This window comes from Agrobacterium tumefaciens, from assembly GCF_017726655.1.
Lineage (GTDB): Bacteria > Pseudomonadota > Alphaproteobacteria > Rhizobiales > Rhizobiaceae > Agrobacterium > Agrobacterium tumefaciens_B.
Genome location: NZ_CP072308.1, coordinates 1,063,255 through 1,086,825, shown reverse-complemented (window position 1 = coordinate 1,086,825; position 23,571 = coordinate 1,063,255). Strand labels below are relative to the sequence as shown.

The following is a 23,571-nucleotide window of genomic DNA, read 5'->3' as shown; positions in this document are numbered from 1 at the left end:
CTTTCGCGATCAAGGATTTGATCGCGATGGATTCCGGATCAAGGCCGGAATGACGGCACTCAATATCACCCCAGCGCCTTCAGAACCTTCGGTAGCGCCTGTTCGAACAGGTCGAGCTTGTCGTCCGGGCCGACGCTGACGCGGATGCAGCGGTTGAGCGGGGCGACGCCCGGCATGCGGATGAAGACGCCGTGGTCCATCAGTCCGTCCACGATGGCGCGGGCAAAGGTGCCGTCGCGGTGGCAATCGATCGTGACGAAATTGGTGGCCGATGGAAGCGGGGAGAGGCCATTATGACGAGCGATCGCGGAAATGCGCTCACGAGCCGCGGCGATTCTGCCAACCACCTCGTGCAGATAGGCCTGATCCTTCAAGGCGGCGAGTGCCCCGGCGACCGAGATGCGGGCCATGCCGAAGTGATTGCGGATCTTGTCGAAGGCTTCCACATTGCCGAGCGTACCGATAGCGTAACCGACGCGCGCGCCGGCAAGACCGTAGGCTTTCGAGAAAGTCCGCATGCGCAAAATGTTCGGCTGGCCGATCAGCGCATCGATGGCGGGCACCGCGCTCGCGGGCGCCGTCTCGCAATAGGCCTCATCCAGAATGAGAAGGCAGGTTTCCGGCAGCGCTCGCGCAAAAGCAATCACGTCGCTCGCATCCCACCAGCTGCCCATCGGGTTGTCGGGATTGGCGAAATAGACGAGCGGGGCATCTTCCTTGTGAACCAGATCGAGAAGCCCGTCGAGGTTCTCGTGATTATCCACGTAGGGCGTGGTGACGAGCTTTCCGCCAAAGCCGTTCACGTGATAATTGAAAGTCGGATAGCCCCCAAGTGAGGTTACAACAGGCGTGCCCGGACCGACGATCAAACGGGCGATTTCCCCAAGCAAGCCATCGACCCCGCCGCCAATGGCAATGTTGCCGCGGGCAACGCCGTGGTGAATGGCAAGCGCTTCCTTCAACTCAAAATTTTCAGGATCGCTGTACATCCAGGTGTCGGCTGCGGCATCCCGCATGGCCAACAGCACGGAAGGGGCAGGACCAAAGCCGCTTTCATTGGCGCCGATCCGCGCCTCCACCTTCAACCCCCGGTTCCGCTCGATGGCCTCGGGACCAACGAAAGGAACGGTAGAGGGAAGCGAGGTGGCAAGTGGCGTGAGGCGAGAAAAGGCTGACATTGGCTTCAGAGTTCCGGTACCTGTGTTAAAACCCGGCTCACAATAGGTGCAAAAAAACCGGACGCAAGGCGCGGCCGGTTCTTGAATGGCTGTTTTGGAACAGTTTTTCCCTCCCTGACCGGTGTGAGAAAAATCATTGGAGGCGCATCAGGCGCTCACACGCTGGTCTCGAAGCTGAGCCGGCGGACATGGTGCAGGAACTCGGCATCGATCAGCATGTTGAAGCCGATCGTGACCTTTTCCTCCTCACGCCGGATCAATGTGCAGCCGATCTCGTCGCGGATACCGAGGATTTCCAGATAAAAGTTGGTCGGCATCTCCAGATGCGGGCTGACTTCGATTTCCGCGCCGTAGAGGGAAATGGTCCGCACCAGGCAGCGAAGCGTTTCGCTGGCGCTGAGGTGATGCCCGATGAAGGTAATCTTGCCGGGACGGTCAATCTGAAATTTCTCGTACATCTCGTCCTGAGGGACGTTCTGACTGATATCCATATGCAAAGCCATGACAACCTCCCGGATTGCCTCTCTCGTGACAATTTTAACGCCGCTTCCTTGCCAGGGCATGAAGAAAAAAGGCGCAATTCTCTTCAGTCTGTCCCGAACTCGACCAGCCTCATATAGCAAGCCAACCTGGAGATATTAAAAATGCGCCGGGGCCCATCCGGTTGCAGGAGGTGTTGATAATGCGCCACGCTTGCACCGGGCTGATCTCGGTCGTGCGCGGTTGACTGTAGCCGTACTTGGCGTTACGCCTCATCCTGCAATATGGCTTCGCGACGGCTCCTTGAAGCGGGTGGTTCGTGATTGTTCGAGGAGTGGACTGTGACGGGAAGGCTGGTAATCGTCGGGGCGGGGCAGGCCGCTTTCGCGCTGGCGTCGAAGCTTCGGGCGCTGAAGGATGAGCGACCGATCACCATCATCGGCTCCGAGGACGCCTATCCCTATCAGCGGCCGCCGCTTTCCAAAAAATACCTTCTGGGCGAGATGAGCTTTGACCGGCTGATGTTCCGGCCGGAAGGATGGTATTCCGAAAATAACGTCGAAATCCGGCTGTCCACCTGGGTGGAAGAGATCGACCGCGCCAGCAGGACAGTGCGCATGCAGGATGGCAGCACGCTCTCCTACGACAGGTTGGTGCTGGCAACCGGCGCATCGCCCCGTCTCTTGCCTGCCAGCATTGGTGGTGATCTGGAAGGCGTCTTGACCGTCCGCGACAAGCGCGATGCCGACCGGCTGATGGAAGAGATGAAGCCGGGCCGCCGGCTGCTGGTGATCGGCGGCGGTTATATCGGTCTCGAAGCGGCCGCCGTCGCCCGCAAACTCGGCCTAGAGGTAACGCTGATCGAGATGGCTGACCGTATTCTCCAGCGCGTCGCGGCGAAGGATACCGCCGATATCATGCGTGGGATTCATCAAGCGCAGGGCGTATCGATCCGCGAAAAGACCGGCCTCGTGCGCCTTGTCGGCATGGATGGCCGCGTGGCAGCTGCCGAGCTTTCAGACGGTTCGGTGCTTGATGTGGATTTCGTCATCGTCGGCATCGGTGTGACGCCGAACGATCGCCTTGCCCGCGAATCGGGCCTGGATGTCGGCAATGGCATTGTCGTGGACGATTACACCCGCACCTCCGATAGCGCCATCCACGCGGTCGGCGATTGCGCTCTGCTGCCCTGGCGTGGCCAGAACGTGCGTCTCGAATCGGTGCAGAATGCCGTCGACCAGGCCGAGGCCGCCGCCGCTGTTCTGGCCGGCACTGATGCGGCCTATGATCCCAAGCCTTGGTTCTGGTCCGATCAATATGACACGAAGCTGCAAATTGCCGGCTTCAATCTCGGTTACGACGAAACGGTGCTGAGGCAGGGTGCCCGCGAGGGCAGCTGGTCCGTCTGGTACTTCCGCGATGGCCGGTTCGTCGCTGTCGATGCCGTCAACGACGCCAAGGCCTATGTTGCCGGCAAAAAGCTTCTCGATACCGGTGCGGAGCCGGATCGTGCCATCCTGGCGGATCCGTCCGCCGATCTGAAATTGCTGCTCTCCTGAGGAAATCATGCCCGCTGCCGAAAACCGTTTCAAAACCGCGATCCATGCGGGCAAGCCGCAAATCGGCCTCTGGCTCGACATGGGCGAGGCTATTACGGCGGAAATCGCTGGAACCGCGGGGTTCGACTGGCTGGTGATCGATGGTGAACATGGACCGAATGACCTGCGCAGCATCATCGAGCAGTTGCGGGCGCTTGCGACGTCTGCTGCCGAGCCTGTCGTGCGGGTGCCTGTAGGCGAAAGCTGGATGATCAAACAGTTGCTGGATGCCGGCGCCCGCACGCTGCTCGTGCCGATGGTCGATTCGGCGGAGCAGGCGAGGGGGCTTGTCAGCGCCATGCATTACCCGCCGCGGGGCATTCGCGGCATGGGTGCTGCTGTCGCCCGCGCCTCGGCGTTCAACACCATCACCGATTACGCCGACACCGCTTCAGACAGCGTGTGCCTGCTGGTGCAGGCCGAAACGCGGGCTGCGATCGACGATCTCGATCATATTCTGGCTGTAGAGGGTGTGGACGGCGTCTTCATCGGTCCGGCTGATCTGGCGGCCGATATGGGCTATCTTGGCCGCTTTGACGAGCCGGAAGTGCAGAAGGTTATCGAGGCGGCGATCACCAAGATCGTCAAGGCAGGCAAGGCCGCCGGCATCCTCACCTTCAATGAGGCCTATAATCGCCGTTACCTCGAGCTTGGCGCGTCCTTCGTGGCGGTCGGCGCCGATGTGACGGCGTTTTCAAACACTCTTCGGGCTCTATCGGCCCGCTACAAGGGCGGAGCGACGCCCGCACCCTCCCGATCCGGTTACTGATCTAGTCGTCGTTGCTGGCGTTCAGCTTTTCCGGCGGGATGCCCTGCTCGCCGGAAGCGAGGTAACCACCATTGATCAGAGCGGCGCGAATGATGCGCTGGATTGCCTCGTCCCTGTCGATGCCGTGATCCCTGGCATAATCAGACAAGGCCGATTCAATATCGTTGCTGAAATGCATGTCTGCCCCCTAGTTCTCAATCGTTTCTGTCTGAAATGACAAAGGCAAGGCGGGTGGGCCGCCTTGCCTTGTCTTTTATCTTATCAACAATCAGCGCCAGCGATAAAGGCTGCTGGACGTATTCTGCTGCGTGCTTGTGCCGACGGCATAACCGATGGCAAAACCGAGTGCGCCGACGATCGTCAGCAGCGAGGTCGCCGTGCCGGGGTTTTCCTTGACGGCTTCCACGACGTTCTGGCCTTGGGCTTTCACGTTGGATGCGGCCTTGCGAACGCGACCGCGGGCTTCATCCAGAAATTCCGACGCGTCTTCGCTCACGCCTTCGGCGCGGGCGGAAACGGATTTGGAGAGTGAAGCGATCTGCGAGCGAAGCTCGGCAATCTGGTTTTCGATCGTGTCTTCGACAACATTCAGTTTGGTCTGAGCCATTTGAACACCTCTTTTGTTACCGTGGCGAAAACGTATCGGCCTTAAAGAAGTTCCCGAATTGTGCGCAAAGTTTCGCACACGTCGCGGCCGGCTCAAAGGTTTTTCGGGTTCTTGGCGAAAAAGCCTTGCAATCATTTTTTTTACGCAATAATCAGGCCGCACCGGAGAGGTGGCCGAGTGGTCGAAGGCGCTCCCCTGCTAAGGGAGTATACGTCAAAAGCGTATCGTGGGTTCGAATCCCATCCTCTCCGCCATCCTGCATCGCGACCGTTCCGTTTTATCCCATTATATACTGCCGCGAACTTTAGACCGCGAGCTTTGTTTGGCTGCCTTCCAGCGGAAGGAATTACGCCATGCGCATCGTCTTATCCCTGCTCGCCGCCGCCATCCTCATAGCTGTCATTGCCTATACCATGACCGGTAATGGCACAGTCGAGCAGCAGCCCTCGCCGCACGCGATCGATCAGGGCGGATAACCCCGTTCATGCCTCTCCGGTGCGGGCGCGCGATTCGGACCGAAAGGCTTTTCAAGGCAGACCTGCGGGAATCGCTGCTCAAAATAATCATACGAATCATCGCGCTGAGATTCGTGCCGCGCTTGAGCGCCCGACGCGGGCCCATCAGATCGCGCCCCTCCTGAGGAGAAAAACGGTACAGGATCCTTGCCTAACCCCGACGCCGCCGGGTGTCTGCTGTTGCCCCGGATATCCGTCAACTTGCCGTTAACCTCGCTAACTAACGGATTCTCAAGCAATTTCTTAACGTATCGTAAACGTAATGACCGCCCTGGTGGCCGTTGTGTGTTGTTTCCGCAACAAGCCGAAATGAAGCATATACGTAAATGCGCTTTATCGGATGTTGGCGATTGCAAGCGGCGAAACGTTTTGTATTTTCACCACCAGAAGCGAGGCGGTGGATCGTTTGGCTTCTAAGAACACGGGAATGGGGCAGGGAATGCTGTCCTTCGGCGAAAGTACCCAGACCCATTTAAAAACTTTGACTGGAGGTCAACCATGAACATCAAGAGCCTTCTCATCGGCTCCGCTGCGGCTCTCGCAGCAGTTTCCGGCGCTCACGCTGCCGACGCTATCGTCGCTGCTGAGCCTGAGCCCCTGGAATACGTTCGCGTTTGCGACGCTTTCGGCACCGGCTTCTTCTACATCCCCGGCACCGAAACCTGCCTGAAGTTCCAGGGCTACGTTCGTTTCCAGACCGACTTCGGCCGTGACAAGAAGGGCACTTCCGACTGGAACACCTTCACGCGCGCTCAGTTCGAAGTTGACACCCGCACCGACACCGAGCTCGGCGCTCTGCGTGGCTTCATCGGCTTCCGTGGCAATGCTGACAACGGCACCGCTGCTGGTTCCAGCGTTTTCGTTGACCAGGCTTTCATCGAACTCGGCGGCCTGAAGGTCGGTAAGTTCTACAACTGGTGGGACGATGGTCTCTCTGGCGAAACCGACGTTCTCGCGAACAACACCCTGTTCAACTCCATTCGTTACACCTACGACGCCGGTTCGTTCTGGGTTGGCGTTTCGGTTGACGAACTCGAAGGCTCCAACGCTGGTATCTTCCGCGTAGACGAATTCGGTTTTGCTACCCAGGAGCCTGACAACAACGTTGGCGTTTCTGCTGGTATCGGTGCAAAGCTCGGCGGCGCTTCGCTGCAGTTCATCGGTGGTTATGACACCGACCAGGAAGAAGGCGCTCTGCGTCTGATCGCAACTGCCGACCTCGGCCCGGGCACGCTCGGCCTGGCTGGTGTTTGGGCTTCCGGCGGCAACGCTTACTACAACCAGTCTGAATGGGCTGTTGCAGCTGAGTACGCCATCAAGGCTACCGATCGTCTGACGATCACCCCCGGCGCTCAGTGGTTCGGCAACGTTGCTGACGGCGTAAACGCTTCCGGTCTCGGCACTGCAATCTCCGGCGGCACGATCCGTCGCGGCGACGACTTCTCGAACCGCGATGCATGGCAGGCTGGTCTGACGGTTGACTACAAGATCACCGAAGGCCTCTCCGCTAAGATCGCTGCTAACTACTTTGACGAAGACGAGCGTGACGACTCCTGGAACGGTTTCGTTCGCCTGCAGCGTTCGTTCTAATCTGATCTGACTTTGTCAGTGACGGAAACCCCGGCAGAAATGCCGGGGTTTTTTGTTGTCGAGAATAGTGGTTGCAGAGGGATCGTCGTTCCGATGGACGAAGCGGCGATTCGTCTGTTGCCGTAGAGCGCTACCGAATCACCGCACACCTGCCTTCAAGAGGCGTTCTCGCGGCGCACAATGTGGCGAGCTGGACAAGCGGGTGAAAATCCGAACGACGTTGGTCGGTGGAGCCGCGACCGCAGCCTGCGCGCTAAGTTATTGAAGGAAAATGATAATTAACGATCTATTAAGAATTGCGGTCGTTCGTTAGATTTGTAGCTATTTCGCAACAATGCAAAACTAAGGACACCTTAGTGTCTTCCTTTCGTCACGATTGAGATTGCCGATTCAGCGGGTTTTCGCTCTAATCAGCTCCATAAGCGGCACACACTAATTTGTGTCTCCCACCCGCTGCTTAGCTCATTAAGCGTTTGACTGGAGGTCAATCATGAACATCAAGAGCCTTCTCATCGGCTCCGCTGCAGCTCTCGCAGCAGTATCTGGCGCTCACGCTGCCGACGCGATCGTCGCTGCTGAGCCTGAGCCCCTGGAATACGTTCGCGTTTGCGACGCTTTCGGCACCGGCTTCTTCTACATCCCCGGCACCGAAACCTGCCTGAAGTTCGGGGGTTACATCCGTTTCCAAACCGACTTCGGCCGTGATGCCAAGGGTACGTCTGACTGGAACTCCTTCACGCGCGCTCAGTTTGAAGTTGACACCCGCACCGACACCGAGCTCGGCGCTCTGCGTGGCTTCATCGGCTTCCGTGGCAACGCTGACAACGGCTCTGCTTCTGGTTCCAGCGTTTTCGTTGACCAGGCTTTCATCGAACTCGGCGGCCTGAAGGTCGGTAACATGTACACCTGGTGGGATGACGATCTCTCCGGCGAAACGGACGTCCTGTCTTCGAACACGACCCGCGGTAACGCTATCCGTTACACCTACGACGCTGGTTCCTTCTATGCAGGCCTGAGCGTTGAAGAGCTTGACTCCACCCGCGACGTGACCTCGAACATCGGCGTTGTCAAGGGCGGCGTTTATGAAGGTCCGAACAATGTTGGCGTCAGCGGCATCATCGGTGCCAAGTTCGGCGCGGTTACTGCCAACCTGCTCGGCTCCTACGATACGGACCAGGAAAATGGCGCGATCCGTGCAATCGTCACGGCTGAAATCGGTCCTGGCACCTTCGGTCTCGCAGGCGTTTGGGCATCCGGCGCGAACTTCTACTACGAAGAGTCTGAATGGGCAGTTGCTGCCGAGTACGCCATCAAGGCTACCGATCGTCTGACGATCACTCCCGGCGCTCAGTATCTCGGCACGATCGATATCGCTCCCGATGGTGATTTCACCGGCAACAACGACGCATGGCGCGCTGGTCTGACGGTTGACTACAAGATCACCGACGGCTTCGCTGCCAAGGTTGCTGCGAACTACCAGGACGTCGACGGTCCGACCGGCGACAGCTGGACCGGTTTCGTTCGCCTTCAGCGTTCGTTCTAATCTGATCTGACTTTGTCAGTGATGGAAACCCCGGCAGAAATGCCGGGGTTTTTCGTTTGATGCCCTCGGCGATGAGAAGCGCTTTGCACGCAAAAGCCCAAAGCTGCGTCGAGCCGATGCTTGACCGTCTCCGGGGATGAGCGTTAGGCGACTGAAGAGCGCTTTCCGATAGAAGTGCGTCGTGTTTATTGTGGCTTGAGACCGTGTCAACACAGGGAGATTCAGCGGGTCTGCTGATCCGTCTAAATGGGACGTGCTTTATCCCGCCCGCCCATGGCGCAGGTCATCGACGATGTCGGATTGCTGGCCAAGCCTTGTCTTATAGACCTGGTAATTCTCCATCACACGCTGCACATAGTTGCGCGTTTCGGGGAAGGGGATGCGCTCGATCCAGTCGACCACGTCGTCGATCGGCTTGCCGCGCGGGTCGCCGTAGCGGGCGATCCATTCCGGCACGCGCTTCGGACCTGCATTATAGGCGATGAAGGTGAGGATGTAGGATCCGCCGAAGCTGTCGATCTGTTCGCCGAGATAATGCGCGCCGAGCGTGGCGTTGTAGCCGGCATCGCTCGTCAACATGGCGGGGGTGTAGGGCAAGCCGTGGCGGCCTGCCACGCCCTTGGCGGTGCCGGGCAGCAGTTGCAGCAGGCCGCGCGCATTTGCGGGGGAGACGGCAGCAGGGTTGAAGGCGCTTTCCTGGCGCGCAATGGCATAGGCAAGCGCCTTGCCGGAGGCGGCAATATTGGCGCTGGCGGGAATGACGCCAAGCGGATAGGCAAGGGCGGCCGCATCGATGCCGCGGCTGAAGGCGGTCTTGCCGATTTGCAGCGAAACCTGATGATTGCCGTTACCTTCCGCCCGCGCTGCCAGAATGGCAAGTTCGCCGGGGCTGTCGAGCTGCTCGGCAAGCGAGCGATACAGGCTGTCGGCCCGCCAAGCGTAGCCGGCGGCCTCAAGGCGGTCGATGGCGCGCACGGCTTCGCGGCCGGCAAAGCGTTCCCGGTCGCCGTTGCTTGGGCTTGGATAGGTGACGTTGAGCGTCTTCGTGCCTATCCGCGCCGCAGCCAGCTGGCCATAAAATGTGCCGGGATGAGCCGCCGCTTTGGTGAAGAAGTCCTTCGCATTGCCCGGTCCACCGGCTTCCGCCGTGCGTCCGAGCCAATAGTAGGCGCGTGATGCCGAGAGCGGCCGGTTCGAGGTCTGCAGCAGCGCATTGAAGTGGCGCGAGGCCGCCGCCGGATCGCGCAACGCTCTGAGCGCATACCAACCGGCATGGAACTCCGCATCGGCAATATCGACGGGGGAGGTGGCGGAATGGTTGGCGACAATGCGGTACGCTTCAGCAAAATCACCGAGATCGGCGACGCCACGCGCAATGATACGTCGCTCGTTCCACCATTCACCGGGATTGACGAGTTTTGCCGTGTCCTTCGGTGCCTGGCGCAAAAGCACGGCAGCTTCAGGGTATTTCTGCTGGTTGCGCAGGTTCTCGATGCGCGCGAAGAGATAGGTAGGGTCATTGCGCCAGGAGGTGTCGACTTTGCCCAGCAAGACCGTGGCATTCGCGGATCGCTGCAGGACGGCGGCCCAGGCGTTGTAGAGCGACTGCGCCTTGCCGAGGTCGCCGAAACGCTTCGCCTGGCTGATCCGGCTGCGATACATCAGATAGTCCATGCGCGCCTTGTGGTCGGCGGGCGTCAGATAGGTGGGAAACGTGGCAAGCACACGGTCTTCCATGTCCTTGTCCATGCCCTCGGTCACCCAAAGCTGGCGGATGAGGGCCTGAGATTCGGAGATTTTGCCAGTCGCAGCAAGCGCCTTGGCAAGCGCCACGCTCCCCTCGGCAGTTTCCGGCCGGCTGTTGCCGAAGGCCGCAAGCACCTGAGAGGCGGGCGGGTCTTCACGGTAGAGCGCTTTTTCGGAATTGGCGCGCAGGGTCGCCGCACCGGGCCAGCCAATAAGGTCTCGCTGGGCCGTGGCAATCTCGGCGGAGGATACATCCCGCTGGCCAGAAACGGCAATTGCCCAGGTCAGGATATGGCGATCAAGACTGCCCGTCGGCATGGCGTTCCGGAGCGCAATCGCGCGCGCAGCATCCCGGCTGGAAAGCGCGTCGAGCCCGGCCTTCAACTGGCTGGTGTCATCCGGGCGGTTCAGCCGGGGTATCGCGCCGGTGACCTCGGGGGAGGCGGGCATGAAGGCCGGCACGGTCGGCGCATTCGGCTTGACATAGGGAAGCGGGGCCGTACCTTCCGGCAGCGGTCCGGCCAGTGCGTTCCACACGGTTGCGGCAAGCCCCGCCGCCATCAATCCCCAGACTGTCTTCTTCATGCCGCTCTTCATCGTGTGACGGATCTGTCGACTTTCCTGTGATACTGCCTCATTGCAGCGGAATTGCCGGATACGGCTGATGTCCCGCATGGGAATCTTGGGATTTCAGGCTTAATGAAATCTTAATTTCCGCCTTGCAATTCAATCAACTTTTATTCACCGGCCCGCGAGCGGCGTCCCTTTTTAGCCGCAGCTATTTCCATGCGCCGGTCGGGGTCGTAAGCCTGTCACACTTCCGACATTTTAGGGCAAAATACGCTGCCTTAGCGCTTGTCGGCGTCAAGGGCTGGCTCTAATGTGAGCCGGTTTTAACCATCGAATGCGGCCGAAGCATGAACCGGCTCGGCGCCAGGAGCTTTGCATGTTCAAGGGATCAATTCCCGCCCTCATTACCCCGTTCACGGACAATGGCGCTGTGGACGAACAGGCATTCGCCGCCCATGTGGAATGGCAGATCGCCGAAGGCAGCAACGGACTTGTGCCTGTTGGCACAACGGGGGAATCTCCAACCCTCTCCCATGACGAGCACAAACGTGTCGTTGAGCTGTGCATTGAGGTAGCGGCGAAACGGGTTCCGGTTATTGCGGGCGCTGGCTCCAACAATACGGATGAGGCAATCGAGCTTGCCCTGCATGCGCAGGAAGCTGGCGCGGATGCGCTGCTGGTGGTGACGCCCTATTACAACAAGCCGACCCAGAAGGGCCTGTTTGCACATTTCTCGGCCGTCGCCGAAGCGGTGAAGCTGCCGATCGTGATTTACAACATCCCGCCGCGTTCCGTGGTCGATATGTCGCCGGAAACGATGGGCGCGCTGGTCAAGGCGCATAAGAACATCGTCGGCGTGAAGGACGCGACCGGCAAGCTCGACCGCGTCTCCGAGCAGCGCATTTCCTGCGGCAAGGAATTCATCCAGCTTTCTGGCGAGGATGGCACTGCGCTCGGATTTAACGCCCACGGCGGCGTCGGTTGCATTTCGGTCACGGCCAATGTCGCGCCGCGTCTGTGTTCGGAATTCCAGGCGGCGATGCTGGCAGGGGACTATGCCAAGGCGCTTGATTACCAGGATCGCCTGATGCCCCTGCACAAGGCCATCTTCATGGAACCGGGCGTCTGCGGCACGAAATACGCGCTTTCGAAGACCCGCGGCGGCAATCGCCGGGTGCGTTCGCCTCTGATGAGCACGCTGGAACCGGTGACGGAAGCGGCGATCGACGCGGCGCTGAAGCATGCCGGCCTGATGAACTGAGCCGGGTCTGAAAAGCCTGAGGGTGCGCCATGGTCCGCTTCGCAGCAGAAGCCGTCCGGCGCGCCTTTTCTTTTTGCGGCAGGGATATTAGATAGTGCATGTCTCCGAAACGTGGCCACCGGTTTTGGGACAAAGATAGGCTCGAAAACAACAACGACATCTCGAGAACCGCGCCCGGCATTCCGCCCCGGGCGCAATAAGAAAAACAAGGGATTAAAACATCATGGCCCCAGAGGCAGCCAGCGCGTGGTGAACAAGATCGTTGCGGAAAACCGCAAGGCCCGGTTCAACTACGAAATCGTCGACACCTATGAGGCAGGACTGGTGCTGACCGGCACCGAGGTCAAGTCGCTGCGCGAAGGCAAGGCGAATATTGCCGAATCCTATGCCTCGGACGAGGGCGATGAAATCTGGCTCATCAATTCCCATCTGCCGGAATATCTGCAGGCCAACCGCTTCAACCATGAGCCGCGCCGCCGCCGGAAATTGCTGCTGAACAAGCGCGAGATCAACCGCCTGCGCGCCGGCATCAATCGCGAAGGCATGACGCTGGTGCCCTTGAAGATCTACTTCAACGACAAGGGCCGCGCAAAGCTGGAACTGGCGCTCGCCAAGGGCAAGAAGTTGCACGACAAGCGCGAGACCGAGAAGGAACGCGACTGGAACCGGCAGAAATCGCGGTTGCTGAAGGGTGGGGCGGCCTAAGTCTCGGCCAGTTTGGCAAGGCGTGCCGCCTCTCGCAGCATGCTCCTGCGTCACGCCGGACTTGATCCGGCGTCCAGTTACAGCGCGTCAGCGCTGTGAGAAGAGCCCCTTCAGCCCAAGGACTTGGGCTGGATGGATCCCGGCTCAGGCCGGGATGACCGGGTGAATCCAGTCTTGCACTCGCTCAAGCGGCCCGATAGGCCCGCTCCACATGTGCGCGCGTTGCCGAAACGCTGAACCGGCTGACGAGCGCCGCCAGATTGGCGCTGACATCGCTGAGATTATGCGTCGCCGCATTAGTCTCTTCCACCATGGCGGCATTTTTCTGGGTCAGATTGTCCATGCTGTTGATGGCGGCGTTGATTTCCTGGATGCCGACGGACTGTTCCTGCGCCGCTTTTGTCAGCGACACGATATGTTCCTGAATATGGTCAACCTTGTTGCCGATCGTGTTGAGCGACTCGCCTGTCTTGTTGACGAGCGACACGCCCTGCATCACATCGTCGGAGGATTTGGCGATGAGGGTCTTGATTTCCTTGGCGGCGGTGGCTGAGCGTTGCGCGAGTTCGCGCACCTCCTGTGCAACCACGGCAAATCCCTTGCCGGCCTCACCTGCGCGGGCCGCTTCCACGCCTGCGTTCAACGCCAGAAGGTTGGTCTGGAACGAGATTTCGTCGATCACCGAAATGATCTGGGTAATCTTCTGCGAGGATTCCTCGATCGCGCCCATGGCCTTGACGGCATCGGTTACCACATCTCGCGAGCGTGCAGCCTCAATGGCCGAGCTTTCGACGATGGCCCTTGCTTCTTCGGAGCGCTGCGCGGAAAGCTTGGAGATGGTGGTGATCTGCTCAACGGCTGCGGCGGTTTCCTCCAATGCGGCCGCCTGCTGCTCCGTGCGCCGCGCCATGTCGTCGGTGGCAGAGGTCAACTCGCGGGTATTGCCGGAAATCTTGTTGGCCTCGTCGACGATCTGCGAAAACGCCTCGGAGAGATTGCCGGCTGCCGCGTTGAAATTGGCGATCAGCCCTTCAAATTGCGGGGCTGTATTTTCGCTGATATTCGCGGTGAGATCGCCATTGGCCAGCTTGTCGAGGGCGTTGTTCAGCAGTGCCAGAACATGCTCCTGCTCCTTCTTCATCTGCGCCTGCTCAGCCTCGACCTTCTGGCGTTCGGCCGCCAGCACGTCAAGGTAAACGGAGATGGAGTAATCCATGTCGAGCAATGCGGCCTTGATGGTGGCGGACAGGGCATCCTTGACCTTTCGGGCCTTCTTCTCCACGAAAAAGCCTTTGAGCTCGGAGTCGATCACTGCCTTGACGATGCCGTCGAGCATCAGCGCATAACCGCCGATATACCAGCGCGGCTCCAGTCCCAGTCTCGCATGGGTGCGACCAATGGCGGTAACGGCATTGGTGTAATCGTCGTTGAAGGTGCCGGATGCAATTCTTTCCCAGTGCTTCAGCTGCATGCCCTTGGCGTGCTGTACATGCGCGTCGCTGGAAAAGAACTTCGCCGTGTCAGGGACGGAACGAGCTTTCACATAAAAGCGATCGAGAGAGGCATCAAGCGAGCCGGTGATGACGGCCTTCATGTCGGAGAGGTTTTGCCGCTCGACATGGCCAAGCCCCAGGAAATTCAGTCTTTCATCAAGTTGTCTGTCAACTTTTGCTTGGCCTGTCATGTCTCGTCATCCTGCTGTGGCACCCCAAATCATGTGTTTGGTGCCTTTGCGTGATTTAGACACGTCTAAAATTAACCAAGATATAATTTCAACTGTCGGTAATTGATCTTTGTTAATTCTAAAGGGACTTTTTTACCTTGCCGGTCGCGGCTCAAACAAAAACGCGCCCGTTTCTCAACGGACGCGTTTTTATGAAAAGCAGCTTTCAAGCCGGCGTCAGACCGTTTCCGGGCCTTCGGCGTGACGGACCGGGCGCTCGGCCGGGTCGCGGCCGATTTCTGCCTTCAGCGTCATCAGATCGATAAAGTGGTCAGCCTGGCGACGCAGATCGTCGGCTATCATGGCTGGCTGCGTGGCCATGGTCGAAACCACGGATACCTTTCGGCCCTTGCGCTGCAGCGCGTCCACCAGCGTGGTGAAATCGCCGTCGCCCGAGAACAGCACCAGATGGTCGACGGTTTCGGACTGTTCCATCGCATCGACTGCCAATTCGATGTCCATGTTGCCCTTGATCTTGCGGCGACCCAGCGCGTCGGTGAATTCCTTCGCCGGCTTCGTCACAACCTTGTAACCATTATAGTCTAGCCAGTCGATCAGCGGGCGGATCGAGGAATACTCCTGATCCTCGATCAAGGCAGTGTAATAATAGGCGCGCAGAAGATATCCACGCTTTTGAAACGCCTTCAGAAGCTTGCGGTAGTCGATATCGAATCCCAGGCTTTTCGATGCAGCATAAAGATTGGCTCCATCTATAAAGAGCGCAATTTTTTCCCGTGGATCGAACATTCCATTCAATTCCTTTTTTTGGAAAGGCCATTATCTGGCTTTTATATCCGGTCGGTAACGCCAAAAAACATGTCGCATCAACGCGCTTTGCGTGCCGCCGTTGCGTTTTAAGTAAGCTACCTTCCCCCTTATTCCAAGACAATTCTTCTGGACATTCTGTCCAACAGGCGCCAAACATGGGGGATAAGGTGCCAGCAGACGCCAAATACAGGAAAAACTTGAATTCCGCGGCCAATGGCTGTATCGGAGGCTGGAAAGCGTCGTCACAAAAAACCATCGGTGTTTTTTGAACAGGCACGAGGCGCAGATTCAATAGGTTAGGGCATAGCCGGTGCATCGCTCCATCTGCACGGCGCTCTGATCCACGACATTACGACCCATAAAGGACAGGCAATGGCCCGCGTCACAGTTGAAGATTGCATTGATAAAGTAGACAACCGTTTCGAACTGGTGCTTCTGGCCAGCCACCGTGCACGCCAGATTTCGCAGGGCTCCTCGATCACGATCGACCGCGACAACGACAAGAACCCCGTCGTCGCCCTGCGCGAAATCGCTGACGAGACTTTGTCTCCTGACGATCTGAAGGAAGATCTCATCCACTCGCTGCAGAAGCATGTGGAAGTGGACGAGCCCGAGCCCGATCCGGTCACGCTTGCAGCCGCATCTGCCGACAGCGAAGACGACGACCAGCCGGAAACCGTTACGTTCGACCAGATGTCGGAAGAAGAACTGCTGGCCGGTATCGAAGGCCTTGTGCCGCCGGAAAAAAATGACGATTATTGATCCGGTTTTATGATGCCTTTGGCAGGCGGTGGTTACCGTCTGTCAATAGTTGCCGTCATAATCTGATCCCTATTGATGCAGCATTGTGCGCCGACCCCTAGGTTGGCGCGCTTTCTTTTTGTGGAATATTGCATGATGCGGCAATACGAACTCGTTGAACGGGTTCAAAAATATAAACCGGATGCGAATGAGGCCCTGCTGAACAAGGCCTATGTTTACGCGATGCAGAAACATGGTCAGCAAAAGCGGGCCAATGGCGACCCCTACATCTCGCATCCGCTGGAAGTTGCCGCGATCCTCACTGAGATGCACCTTGACGAGTCCACGATTGCAGTTGCCCTGCTGCACGACACGATCGAGGATACGACCGCCACCCGCGCCGAAATCGACGAGCTTTTCGGTGAGGATATTGGGAGGCTGGTCGAAGGCCTGACCAAGCTCAAGAAGCTCGATCTCGTCACCCGCAAGGCCAAGCAGGCAGAGAACCTGCGCAAGCTGCTGCTTGCCATTTCCGATGACGTTCGTGTTCTCCTGGTCAAGCTGGCCGACCGCCTGCACAATATGCGCACCATGGAATACATGCCGGCGGACAAGCGCAGCCGCATTTCCGAAGAGACGATGGAAATCTATGCGCCGCTCGCCGGCCGCATGGGCATGCAGGACATGCGCGACGAGCTTGAGGACCTGTCCTTTCGCTATCTGAACCCGGAAGCCTACGGGACGGTGACGAAACGGCTGCAGGAACTGGAAACGCGCAACGAAGGCCTGATTAAGAAAATCGAGGACGAGCTGCGCGAACTTCTTGTAGCCAATGGCCTGATCGGTGCTGGCGTCAAGGGCCGGCAGAAGAAGCCGTACTCGGTGTTTCGAAAGATGCAGTCGAAGTCGCTTTCCTTCGAGCAACTGTCCGATGTTTACGGGTTCCGCATCCTCGTTGACGATATACCGTCGTGTTACCGGGCGCTGGGCGTCGTTCATACCCGCTGGCGCGTGGTGCCCGGCCGGTTCAAGGACTACATCTCGACACCGAAGCAGAACGACTATCGCTCTATCCACACCACGATCGTTGGTCCCTCGCGTCAGCGTATCGAGCTGCAGATCCGCACCAAGCGCATGCATGAGATTGCCGAATTCGGCATCGCCGCCCATGCGCTTTACAAGGATGGCGAGAGCGGAGAGGGCGATCTTCTCTCCAAGGAATCGAACGCCTATTCCTGGCTGCGCCACACCATCGAATCGCTCGCAGAGGGCGATAGCCCGGAAGAATTCCTGGAGCACACCAAGCTCGAACTTTTCCAGGATCAGGTCTTCTGCTTTACGCCCAAGGGCAAGCTGATCGCGCTGCCGCGCGGCGCGACCCCGATCGATTTCGCCTATGCGGTTCACACCAATATCGGCGACACCACTGTCGGCGCCAAGATCAACGGCCGGATCATGCCGCTTGTCACGCGGCTCAACAACGGTGACGAAGTCGAAATCATCCGCTCGGGCGTGCAGGTGCCGCCCGCGGCTTGGGAAGAGGTGGTGGTGACGGGCAAGGCGCGTTCGGCCATCCGCCGCGCCACCCGCATGGCGATCCGCAAGCAGTACTCCGGCCTCGGCTATCGTATTCTGGAGCGCACCTTCGAGCGTGCCGGCAAGACCTTCTCGCGCGACGCCCTGAAGCCGGTGCTGCATCGTCTGGCGCAGAAGGATGTCGAAGACGCCATCGCAGCCGTCGGCCGCGGCGAAGTCTCCTCGCTCGATGTGCTGCGTGCGGTCTTCCCGGATTATCAGGATGAGCGCGTGACCGTGAAGATGACCGGCGACGACGGCTGGTTCAACATGCGCAGCGCCTCCGGCATGGTCTTCAAGATTCCCGGCAAGTCGCGCTCGGTGCTGGAAGATGACGGTGCGGCTGAAATGCTGGATGGACCCGATCCTTTGCCGATCCGCGGCCTCTCCGGCAATCTCGACGTGCACTTCAGTGCTGCCGGCGCCGTTCCGGGGGACCGCATCGTGGGTATCATGGAAAAAGGCAAGGGCATCACCATCTATCCGATCCAGGCGCCGGCGCTGCAACGCTTCGATGACGAGCCGGAACGTTGGATCGATGTGCGCTGGGACCTTGATGAGGCGAACAAGTCGCGCTTCATGGCGCGGGTGATGATCAATGCGCTCAACGAACCAGGCACGCTCGCCTCGGTCGCGCAGTCGATCGCGACGCTCGACGTCAACATCCGCGGCCTCAACATGGTCCGCATCGGTACTGACTTCTCCGAGCTGGCGCTGGATGTGGAGGTCTGGGATCTCCGGCAGCTGAACCAGCTTCTGTCGCAGTTGAAAGATCTAGACTGCGTGTCAACAGTGACGCGTGCCTTCGATTGAGGCATTTTTGATCCTTCGCAAGAGGCAAAGGGCCGTTGCTATGCGTTAAATGCATGGCAGCGGCCTTTTCCTGTCTCTGGTGGTTAACGCGGGTTTCAACTATCTTCTCCTCAGAAATTGAAGAGACGGAAACGCGGCGAGCCGGTGGATTTACACCGATGAGAAACGCCAGTTCCAAACCGAAAGGACCGAAAATCATGTTTACTCCGCTTCGCAAGATCGCCCGCGCCGTTCGCGGCAAGACCACGCAGGAACGCGAATTCGAATATCTCAGCGCCTCGGTATCGAATGTCGACCTCGAGTTCCGCCAGCGCGAAATCGACCGCGGCCTGTTCCGCCGGTAATGCACTCAGCGCATGGCAGCTACTTGCCATGCGTATGAGACTAGGAGGGGCATGGCCGTTGGCACGCTCGCCCCTGTAATCCTGCAAAACTGTGTGAATGCGCGCTACAGGCGGTTGTCCCAAACTGGTTGACCAATACGCCGCAAAAAATCCCGGTTCAGTTCCCCGTCGCAATAGACGACATCAAATGGGGACTGATATCGAAGGCTCGATATTCACGGTATTCGTGACATTCCGCGTCCCGTCATGCCAGACTTGATCCGGCATCCAGCCAGCCCAAGTCCTTGGGCTGGAAAGAGTCTTCTCGCCGCGCAGACGCACGTCGGCTGGATACCGGCTCAAGGCCGGAATGACGGACGCGGAGAATATACCTGCAAAAGAAATCCCTGCGTCGTCTACGATGCTCTTGGCGCGGCCGGGGCGATGAAATAGACTGCCCTCATGCCGTTTCGCCGCCGTGAACCCGTTGGTTTTTCAGAGAAGATTCGCGACCTGTTCTGGCCGCGAACGGGCTTTTCCCGTTCCCTGCGCTATATGAAGCTGCGCCTGCTGAGGCTTTCCGCTTCACCGCATTCGATTGCCGCCGGCGTCGCCATCGGCATTGCCGTTGCCTGGACACCGTTTCTCGGCGTACACATCATCATCGCCATGGCGCTCGGCTTCCTCCTGCGCGTCAACCTCGTGGCCGCCGCGCTCGGCACGACGTTCGCCAATCCACTGACATTTCCGTTCATCTGGGCATCCACCTGGGAGCTCGGTCATGTCATTCTCGGGCGAAAGTCGGCAGAGAGCGCCGGGCATGTAGATTTTGTCGCGCTGTTCAGCCACCTCGAATTCCGGCAGATCTGGACGCCGGTGCTGGAACCCATGACAGTCGGCGCGATACTTCCCGCCGCCATCAGCGCCGTTGTGGCTTACGTCGCCGTCCATGGCCTCGTCAGCGGTTTCCAGCGGCGCAAAGTGGAAAACCTCGCGCTGCGCGCCGCCAATAAAAACGCTTCCCTGGAGATGTTGAAATGATCATTGGATTAGGCAGCGACCTGATCGACATCCGCCGCGTCGAAAAATCGATCGAGCGCTTTGGCGAGCGTTTCACCCATCGCTGTTTCACTGATATCGAGCGTGCAAAATCCGATGGCCGGAAGAACCGCGCGGCCTCCTACGCCAAGCGTTTTGCCGCCAAGGAAGCCTGCTCCAAGGCGCTCGGGACCGGGCTTGCCAACGGCGTCTTCTGGAGGGACATGGGCGTTGTCAACCTGCCGGGCGGCAAGCCGACGATGATCCTGACCAACGGGGCAGGGGAAAGGCTGGCGGCGATGCTGCCTGCCGGCCACCGCGCCAGCATCCATCTGACCATCACGGACGACTTTCCTTACGCTCAGGCTTTCGTGATTATCGAGGCGCTTCCCGTGAACGACTGAGGCGCTCCCCCGCCATAATGGCGCTCTATTTGCGGGCGTGTGACAGAAGCGCTTCCCTTCGGGCTGGAAAGGTTCTAGAGAAGTCGCAGAAATATGAAAGCGTTGGCGGCCGCGTGACACAGCATCACCCGCCCAAGGCGCGATAAGCAACGGCCCGGGAGCTTCTGAGATCGAAGGAGCCGGGAAACAATCAGGCAGGTCTATAAGTGTCGGAAAAAGCTGAAAAGAAGCAGAACGCCCTCTGGGAGAACGTCAAGGTCATCATTCAGGCGCTGCTGCTGGCCATGGTCATCCGCACCGTGCTTTTTCAGCCCTTCACGATCCCCTCGGGTTCGATGATGCCGACGCTGCTGGTGGGGGACTATCTGTTCGTCAACAAGTTCTCCTACGGCTATTCGAAATATTCGCTGCCATTTTCGCCCAATCTTTTCTCCGGCCGCATCCTCGAATTCAGCAAGCCGAAGCGCGGCGATGTCGTGGTCTTCCGCCTGCCACCCAATCCTGAAGTGGACTACATCAAGCGCCTGGTCGGCTTACCCGGTGACCGCGTGCAGGTGACGAACGGCGTGCTGTTCATCAATGGCCAGCCGGTGCCGAAGCAGCCCGATGGCACCTTCACGTCCGATTACCGCGCCGATCCCGGCACCAACGTCCCTGTGTTCCGCGAAACGCTCGACAACGGCGTCACCTACGACACGCTTGACCAGTCTCCCGATTCCCGCGGTGACAACACCCGCGAATTCGTGGTCCCTGAAGGCCATTATTTCATGATGGGCGACAACCGCGACAATTCGCTCGACAGCCGTTTCGACGTCGGTTTCGTACCGGAAGAAAACCTGATCGGCCGCGCCAGTGTCATCTTCTTCTCGCTGGGCAACGACACGCCATTCAGCCGCATTTGGGAATGGCCGGCCAACATGCGTTGGGACCGCCTGTTCAAGGTTGTGGGATGAGCAAGACCAAGCCGCTTTCCACGGACGAGATTTCCCGTCTGGAAGCGTTGATCGGATATGAATTTAAGGAAAAGGCCCGGCTGGACCGGGCCCTGACCCATGCCAGTGCCCGCTCTGCCTCTGCCGGGAATTATGAGCGGCTGGAGTTTCTGGGCGATCGCGTTCTCGGTCTCTGTGTTGCCGAACTGCTGTTCTCTCTTTTCCGCAACGCCACCGAGGGCGAATTGTCGGTGCGGCTGAACCAGCTGGTCAGTGCCGAATCCTGCGCGTCGATCGCGGACGAGATGGGCCTTCATAATTTCATCCGCACCGGATCCGATGTCAAAAAACTCACCGGCAAGGCAATGCTCAACGTCCGTGCCGATGTCGTGGAAAGCCTGATTGCGACCATCTATCTGGATGGCGGGCTGGATGCGTCGCGCAAGTTTATCCTGAAATACTGGCAGGGCCGCGCCACAAGCGCGGATGCCGGGCGGCGTGATGCCAAGACCGAACTGCAGGAATGGGCGCACGCAAAGTTTGCGGTCACACCCTCCTACCGGGTTGACGATCGCTCCGGACCGGATCACGATCCCCGCTTTACGGTGACTGTTGAAATTCCCGGCGTGAAGCCGGAAACTGGCGTCGAGCGCTCCAAGCGCGCGGCCGAGCAGGTGGCGGCAACCAGATTGCTGGAACGCGAAGGCGTCTGGCAGAAAAGCCTCACCTGAAACTGGGCGGGCCGGCGACGGCAGCTGACTATCAAGCGCATGGCGAGCCCTCTGGCCGCATGTTGAATACCTCTGACCTTGAATGGATACCATGACCGATCACGAAAACCACGCCCCGACGGGCGAAGACAATGCCCTTCCGACCCGCTCCGGCTTCGTTGCCCTCATTGGTCCAACCAATGCCGGCAAGTCGACGCTGGTCAACCGGCTGGTGGGCGCCAAGGTCTCGATCGTTAGCCACAAGGTGCAGACGACGCGTGCGGTCATGCGCGGCATCGCCATTCACGACAACGCCCAGATCGTGTTCATGGACACCCCCGGTATCTTCAAACCGCGCCGCCGGCTGGACCGCGCCATGGTCACCTCCGCCTGGGGCGGCGCGAAGGATGCCGATCTCATCCTGCTGCTGATCGACAGCGAACGCGGGCTGAAGGGCGATGCGGAGACCATTCTCGAAGGTCTGAAGGATGTCCCGCAGAAAAAAATCCTCTGTCTCAACAAGATCGACCAGGTGAAGCGCGAAGATCTCCTCAAGCTTGCTGCCGCGGCCAACGAGACGGTTGCCTTCGACCGCACCTTCATGATCTCGGCGACCAACGGTTCGGGCTGTGAAGACCTGATGAACTATCTCGCCACCAAGTTGCCGGAAGGGCCATGGTATTATCCGGAAGATCAGATTTCCGACCTGCCGATGCGCCAGCTCGCCGCCGAAATCACCCGCGAGAAGCTCTTTCTGCGCCTGCATCAGGAACTGCCCTACGCTTCGCATGTCGAGACGGAGAAGTGGGAAGAGCGCAAGGACGGCTCGGTGCGCATCGAGCAGGTGATCTATGTCGAGCGCGACAGCCAGAAGAAGATCGCGCTTGGCAAGAACGGCGATGCGATCAAGGCCATCTCCACCGCCTCGCGCAAGGAGCTGTCTGAAATTCTCGAGCAGCCGGTTCACCTCTTCCTGTTCGTGAAAGTGCGCGAGAACTGGGGCGATGATCCCGAGCGTTTCCGCGAGATGGGCCTGGAATTCCCGCGCGGCTGATCCGCGTTGCTGCCTCGTTTCGGTCATTGGTGCCGAAGCGGGGCGGAAAGCTATGAGAATATCTTCATTCCCTGGTGGGAACTGAATATCCCTGGAACGGGTTGTTCCAAAAACAATTGGGCGCAACCTTTTTCATGATGGATATTCATGTCGCCAAAGAGACCGAACGGCATTTCGACCACGCCCTGTCAGCAATGTCCGCTGCGCGACTTGCCGCATTTCCGGGATTTCTCCCCGCCGGAGCTGGATTTCGTCTCCCGTTTCAAGACCGGGGAGCTCGCCGTGGAAAGCGGCTCCGTCATCCTGATGGAAGGCTCCCACAGCGCCCATCTTTATACGGTCCTTGAAGGCTGGGCCTTCCGTTACAAGACCCTGGAAGACGGGCGCAGGCAGATCCTCAATTACGTCATGCCGGGTGATCTCGTCGGTCTGCAGGGAACGGTGATGGGCGAGATGGAGCATTCCGTCGAAGCGCTGTCGCCGGTCACGCTCTGCGTCTTCGAGCGTTCGCGGCTCAACAATCTCTTCACCGATCACCCGACACTTGCCTTTGACCTCACATGGATTGCGGCGAGCGAAGAACGCATGCTCGACAACCACCTGCTGAGCATCGGGCGTCGCACCGCCATTGAGCGCGCCGCCTATCTCATCGCCTTCCTGTATCGAAAGGCAAAGGCCGCAAACCTGCTTCCGGGTCAGACCCCCATTCCCGTCACGCAGCAGCATGTCGCCGATACGCTCGGCCTTTCGATCGTGCACACCAACAAGACGCTGAGAAAGCTGGTTGATCGCGATCTCATCCGCTGGACGGACAAAGGCTGCTTGGTGCTGGACGATGCGGGTTTGAGCCACGTTGCCGGCTGGGAAAACGACGAAAAGCGGCCACGCCCGTTCATCTGATTGTTGTACGACATGTCTTTTTTAAATG

At 58.9% G+C, this 23,571-nt stretch carries 23 protein-coding genes and 1 tRNA gene; 17 read left to right on the top strand and 7 right to left on the bottom strand.

The genetic code is table 11. The features are described 5' to 3' along the window. Positions 1-65: 65 nt before the first annotated feature. Complete coding sequence (locus tag AT6N2_RS05445) at positions 66-1,178, bottom strand: pyridoxal phosphate-dependent aminotransferase (protein WP_209089086.1); 1,113 nt, start codon at positions 1,176-1,178, stop codon at positions 66-68. 155 nt (positions 1,179-1,333) lie between these two features. Further along, positions 1,334-1,681, bottom strand: a complete 348-nt coding sequence (locus tag AT6N2_RS05440) for a hypothetical protein (protein ID WP_063951007.1) — start codon at positions 1,679-1,681, stop codon at positions 1,334-1,336. A gap of 318 nt (positions 1,682-1,999) precedes the next feature. Here AT6N2_RS05440 and AT6N2_RS05435 point away from each other — a divergent pair, with 318 nt between their 5' ends. Together AT6N2_RS05435 and AT6N2_RS05430 are read left to right on the top strand one after the other, a co-directional pair. Next, positions 2,000-3,217, top strand: a complete 1,218-nt coding sequence (locus AT6N2_RS05435) for an NAD(P)/FAD-dependent oxidoreductase (protein ID WP_209089083.1) — start codon at positions 2,000-2,002, stop codon at positions 3,215-3,217. A 7-nt stretch (positions 3,218-3,224) separates the two neighbouring features. After that, entirely contained in the window at positions 3,225-4,025 is an 801-nt protein-coding gene (locus tag AT6N2_RS05430) for an aldolase/citrate lyase family protein (protein WP_209089080.1), read from the top strand. Position 4,026: 1 nt separating this feature from the next. Here the strand turns inward: AT6N2_RS05430 and AT6N2_RS05425 are convergent, their stop codons facing one another. Next, on the bottom strand, positions 4,027-4,203 hold the full coding sequence (locus AT6N2_RS05425; protein ID WP_172801650.1) for a hypothetical protein: 177 nt from the start codon (positions 4,201-4,203) through the stop codon (positions 4,027-4,029). A 90-nt stretch (positions 4,204-4,293) separates the two neighbouring features. Further along, complete coding sequence (locus AT6N2_RS05420) at positions 4,294-4,632, bottom strand: hypothetical protein (protein ID WP_144575109.1); 339 nt, start codon at positions 4,630-4,632, stop codon at positions 4,294-4,296. Positions 4,633-4,795: 163 nt separating this feature from the next. Between AT6N2_RS05420 and AT6N2_RS05415 the strand changes: the two genes are divergently transcribed. From AT6N2_RS05415 to AT6N2_RS05405, 4 genes are all read left to right on the top strand, one after another. Further along, positions 4,796-4,886: transfer RNA gene (locus AT6N2_RS05415), tRNA-Ser, on the top strand. A gap of 99 nt (positions 4,887-4,985) precedes the next feature. After that, positions 4,986-5,108: a hypothetical protein gene (locus tag AT6N2_RS24320; protein ID WP_256366750.1), complete on the top strand. Its 123-nt coding sequence runs from the start codon at positions 4,986-4,988 to the stop codon at positions 5,106-5,108. A gap of 537 nt (positions 5,109-5,645) precedes the next feature. After that, positions 5,646-6,737, top strand: a complete 1,092-nt coding sequence (locus tag AT6N2_RS05410; RefSeq protein WP_063951011.1) for a porin — start codon at positions 5,646-5,648, stop codon at positions 6,735-6,737. 490 nt (positions 6,738-7,227) lie between these two features. After that, on the top strand, positions 7,228-8,280 hold the full coding sequence (locus AT6N2_RS05405; RefSeq protein ID WP_063951012.1) for a porin: 1,053 nt from the start codon (positions 7,228-7,230) through the stop codon (positions 8,278-8,280). A gap of 258 nt (positions 8,281-8,538) precedes the next feature. On the opposite strand, the gene AT6N2_RS05400 is transcribed toward AT6N2_RS05405, so the two are convergent. Then, entirely contained in the window at positions 8,539-10,611 is a 2,073-nt protein-coding gene (locus tag AT6N2_RS05400) for a lytic transglycosylase domain-containing protein (protein WP_209089078.1), read from the bottom strand. 361 nt (positions 10,612-10,972) lie between these two features. On the opposite strand from AT6N2_RS05400, the gene dapA reads away from it, so the two are divergent. Continuing rightward, positions 10,973-11,857, top strand: coding sequence for a 4-hydroxy-tetrahydrodipicolinate synthase (gene dapA, locus AT6N2_RS05395; RefSeq protein WP_144575099.1), 885 nt, complete (start codon positions 10,973-10,975; stop codon positions 11,855-11,857). A 246-nt stretch (positions 11,858-12,103) separates the two neighbouring features. Next, positions 12,104-12,562, top strand: a complete 459-nt coding sequence (gene smpB, locus AT6N2_RS05390) for an SsrA-binding protein SmpB (protein WP_209089075.1) — start codon at positions 12,104-12,106, stop codon at positions 12,560-12,562. Positions 12,563-12,746: 184 nt separating this feature from the next. Here smpB and AT6N2_RS05385 read toward each other — a convergent pair whose 3' ends face one another. Both AT6N2_RS05385 and AT6N2_RS05380 read right to left on the bottom strand, forming a co-directional pair. Then, positions 12,747-14,246 carry a methyl-accepting chemotaxis protein gene (locus tag AT6N2_RS05385; RefSeq protein WP_209089072.1) on the bottom strand — a complete coding sequence of 500 codons (1,500 nt, stop codon included), beginning with the start codon at positions 14,244-14,246 and terminating at the stop codon, positions 12,747-12,749. A gap of 216 nt (positions 14,247-14,462) precedes the next feature. Beyond that, positions 14,463-15,032, bottom strand: coding sequence for an NYN domain-containing protein (locus tag AT6N2_RS05380; protein ID WP_063951016.1), 570 nt, complete (start codon positions 15,030-15,032; stop codon positions 14,463-14,465). Between the two features lie 393 nt (positions 15,033-15,425). Between AT6N2_RS05380 and rpoZ the strand changes: the two genes are divergently transcribed. The 9 genes from rpoZ to AT6N2_RS05335 all read left to right on the top strand — a co-directional run bounded on the left by rpoZ (position 15,426) and on the right by AT6N2_RS05335 (position 23,543). After that, entirely contained in the window at positions 15,426-15,815 is a 390-nt protein-coding gene (gene rpoZ / locus AT6N2_RS05375) for a DNA-directed RNA polymerase subunit omega (protein ID WP_063951017.1), read from the top strand. Between the two features lie 132 nt (positions 15,816-15,947). After that, positions 15,948-18,182 carry a RelA/SpoT family protein gene (locus tag AT6N2_RS05370; RefSeq protein ID WP_063951018.1) on the top strand — a complete coding sequence of 745 codons (2,235 nt, stop codon included), beginning with the start codon at positions 15,948-15,950 and terminating at the stop codon, positions 18,180-18,182. A gap of 197 nt (positions 18,183-18,379) precedes the next feature. Continuing rightward, entirely contained in the window at positions 18,380-18,526 is a 147-nt protein-coding gene (locus tag AT6N2_RS05365; RefSeq protein WP_162180472.1) for a DUF3563 domain-containing protein, read from the top strand. A 441-nt stretch (positions 18,527-18,967) separates the two neighbouring features. Then, positions 18,968-19,546 carry a DUF2062 domain-containing protein gene (locus AT6N2_RS05360; protein ID WP_063951020.1) on the top strand — a complete coding sequence of 193 codons (579 nt, stop codon included), beginning with the start codon at positions 18,968-18,970 and terminating at the stop codon, positions 19,544-19,546. Then, a complete protein-coding gene (gene acpS / locus AT6N2_RS05355; protein WP_144575087.1) occupies positions 19,543-19,947 on the top strand; it encodes a holo-ACP synthase in 405 nt (134 codons plus the stop codon). The genes AT6N2_RS05360 and acpS overlap by 4 nt, the downstream gene beginning before the upstream one ends. 206 nt (positions 19,948-20,153) lie before the next feature. Then, on the top strand, positions 20,154-20,900 hold the full coding sequence (gene lepB, locus AT6N2_RS05350) for a signal peptidase I (protein WP_006311536.1): 747 nt from the start codon (positions 20,154-20,156) through the stop codon (positions 20,898-20,900). Further along, positions 20,897-21,610 carry a ribonuclease III gene (gene rnc / locus AT6N2_RS05345; RefSeq protein WP_209089070.1) on the top strand — a complete coding sequence of 238 codons (714 nt, stop codon included), beginning with the start codon at positions 20,897-20,899 and terminating at the stop codon, positions 21,608-21,610. The genes lepB and rnc overlap by 4 nt, the downstream gene beginning before the upstream one ends. Before the next feature lie 82 nt (positions 21,611-21,692). Further along, positions 21,693-22,643 carry a GTPase Era gene (era, locus tag AT6N2_RS05340; protein WP_209089067.1) on the top strand — a complete coding sequence of 317 codons (951 nt, stop codon included), beginning with the start codon at positions 21,693-21,695 and terminating at the stop codon, positions 22,641-22,643. 147 nt (positions 22,644-22,790) lie between these two features. Continuing rightward, positions 22,791-23,543, top strand: a complete 753-nt coding sequence (locus AT6N2_RS05335; RefSeq protein ID WP_209089066.1) for a Crp/Fnr family transcriptional regulator — start codon at positions 22,791-22,793, stop codon at positions 23,541-23,543. Positions 23,544-23,571 lie beyond the last annotated feature (28 nt).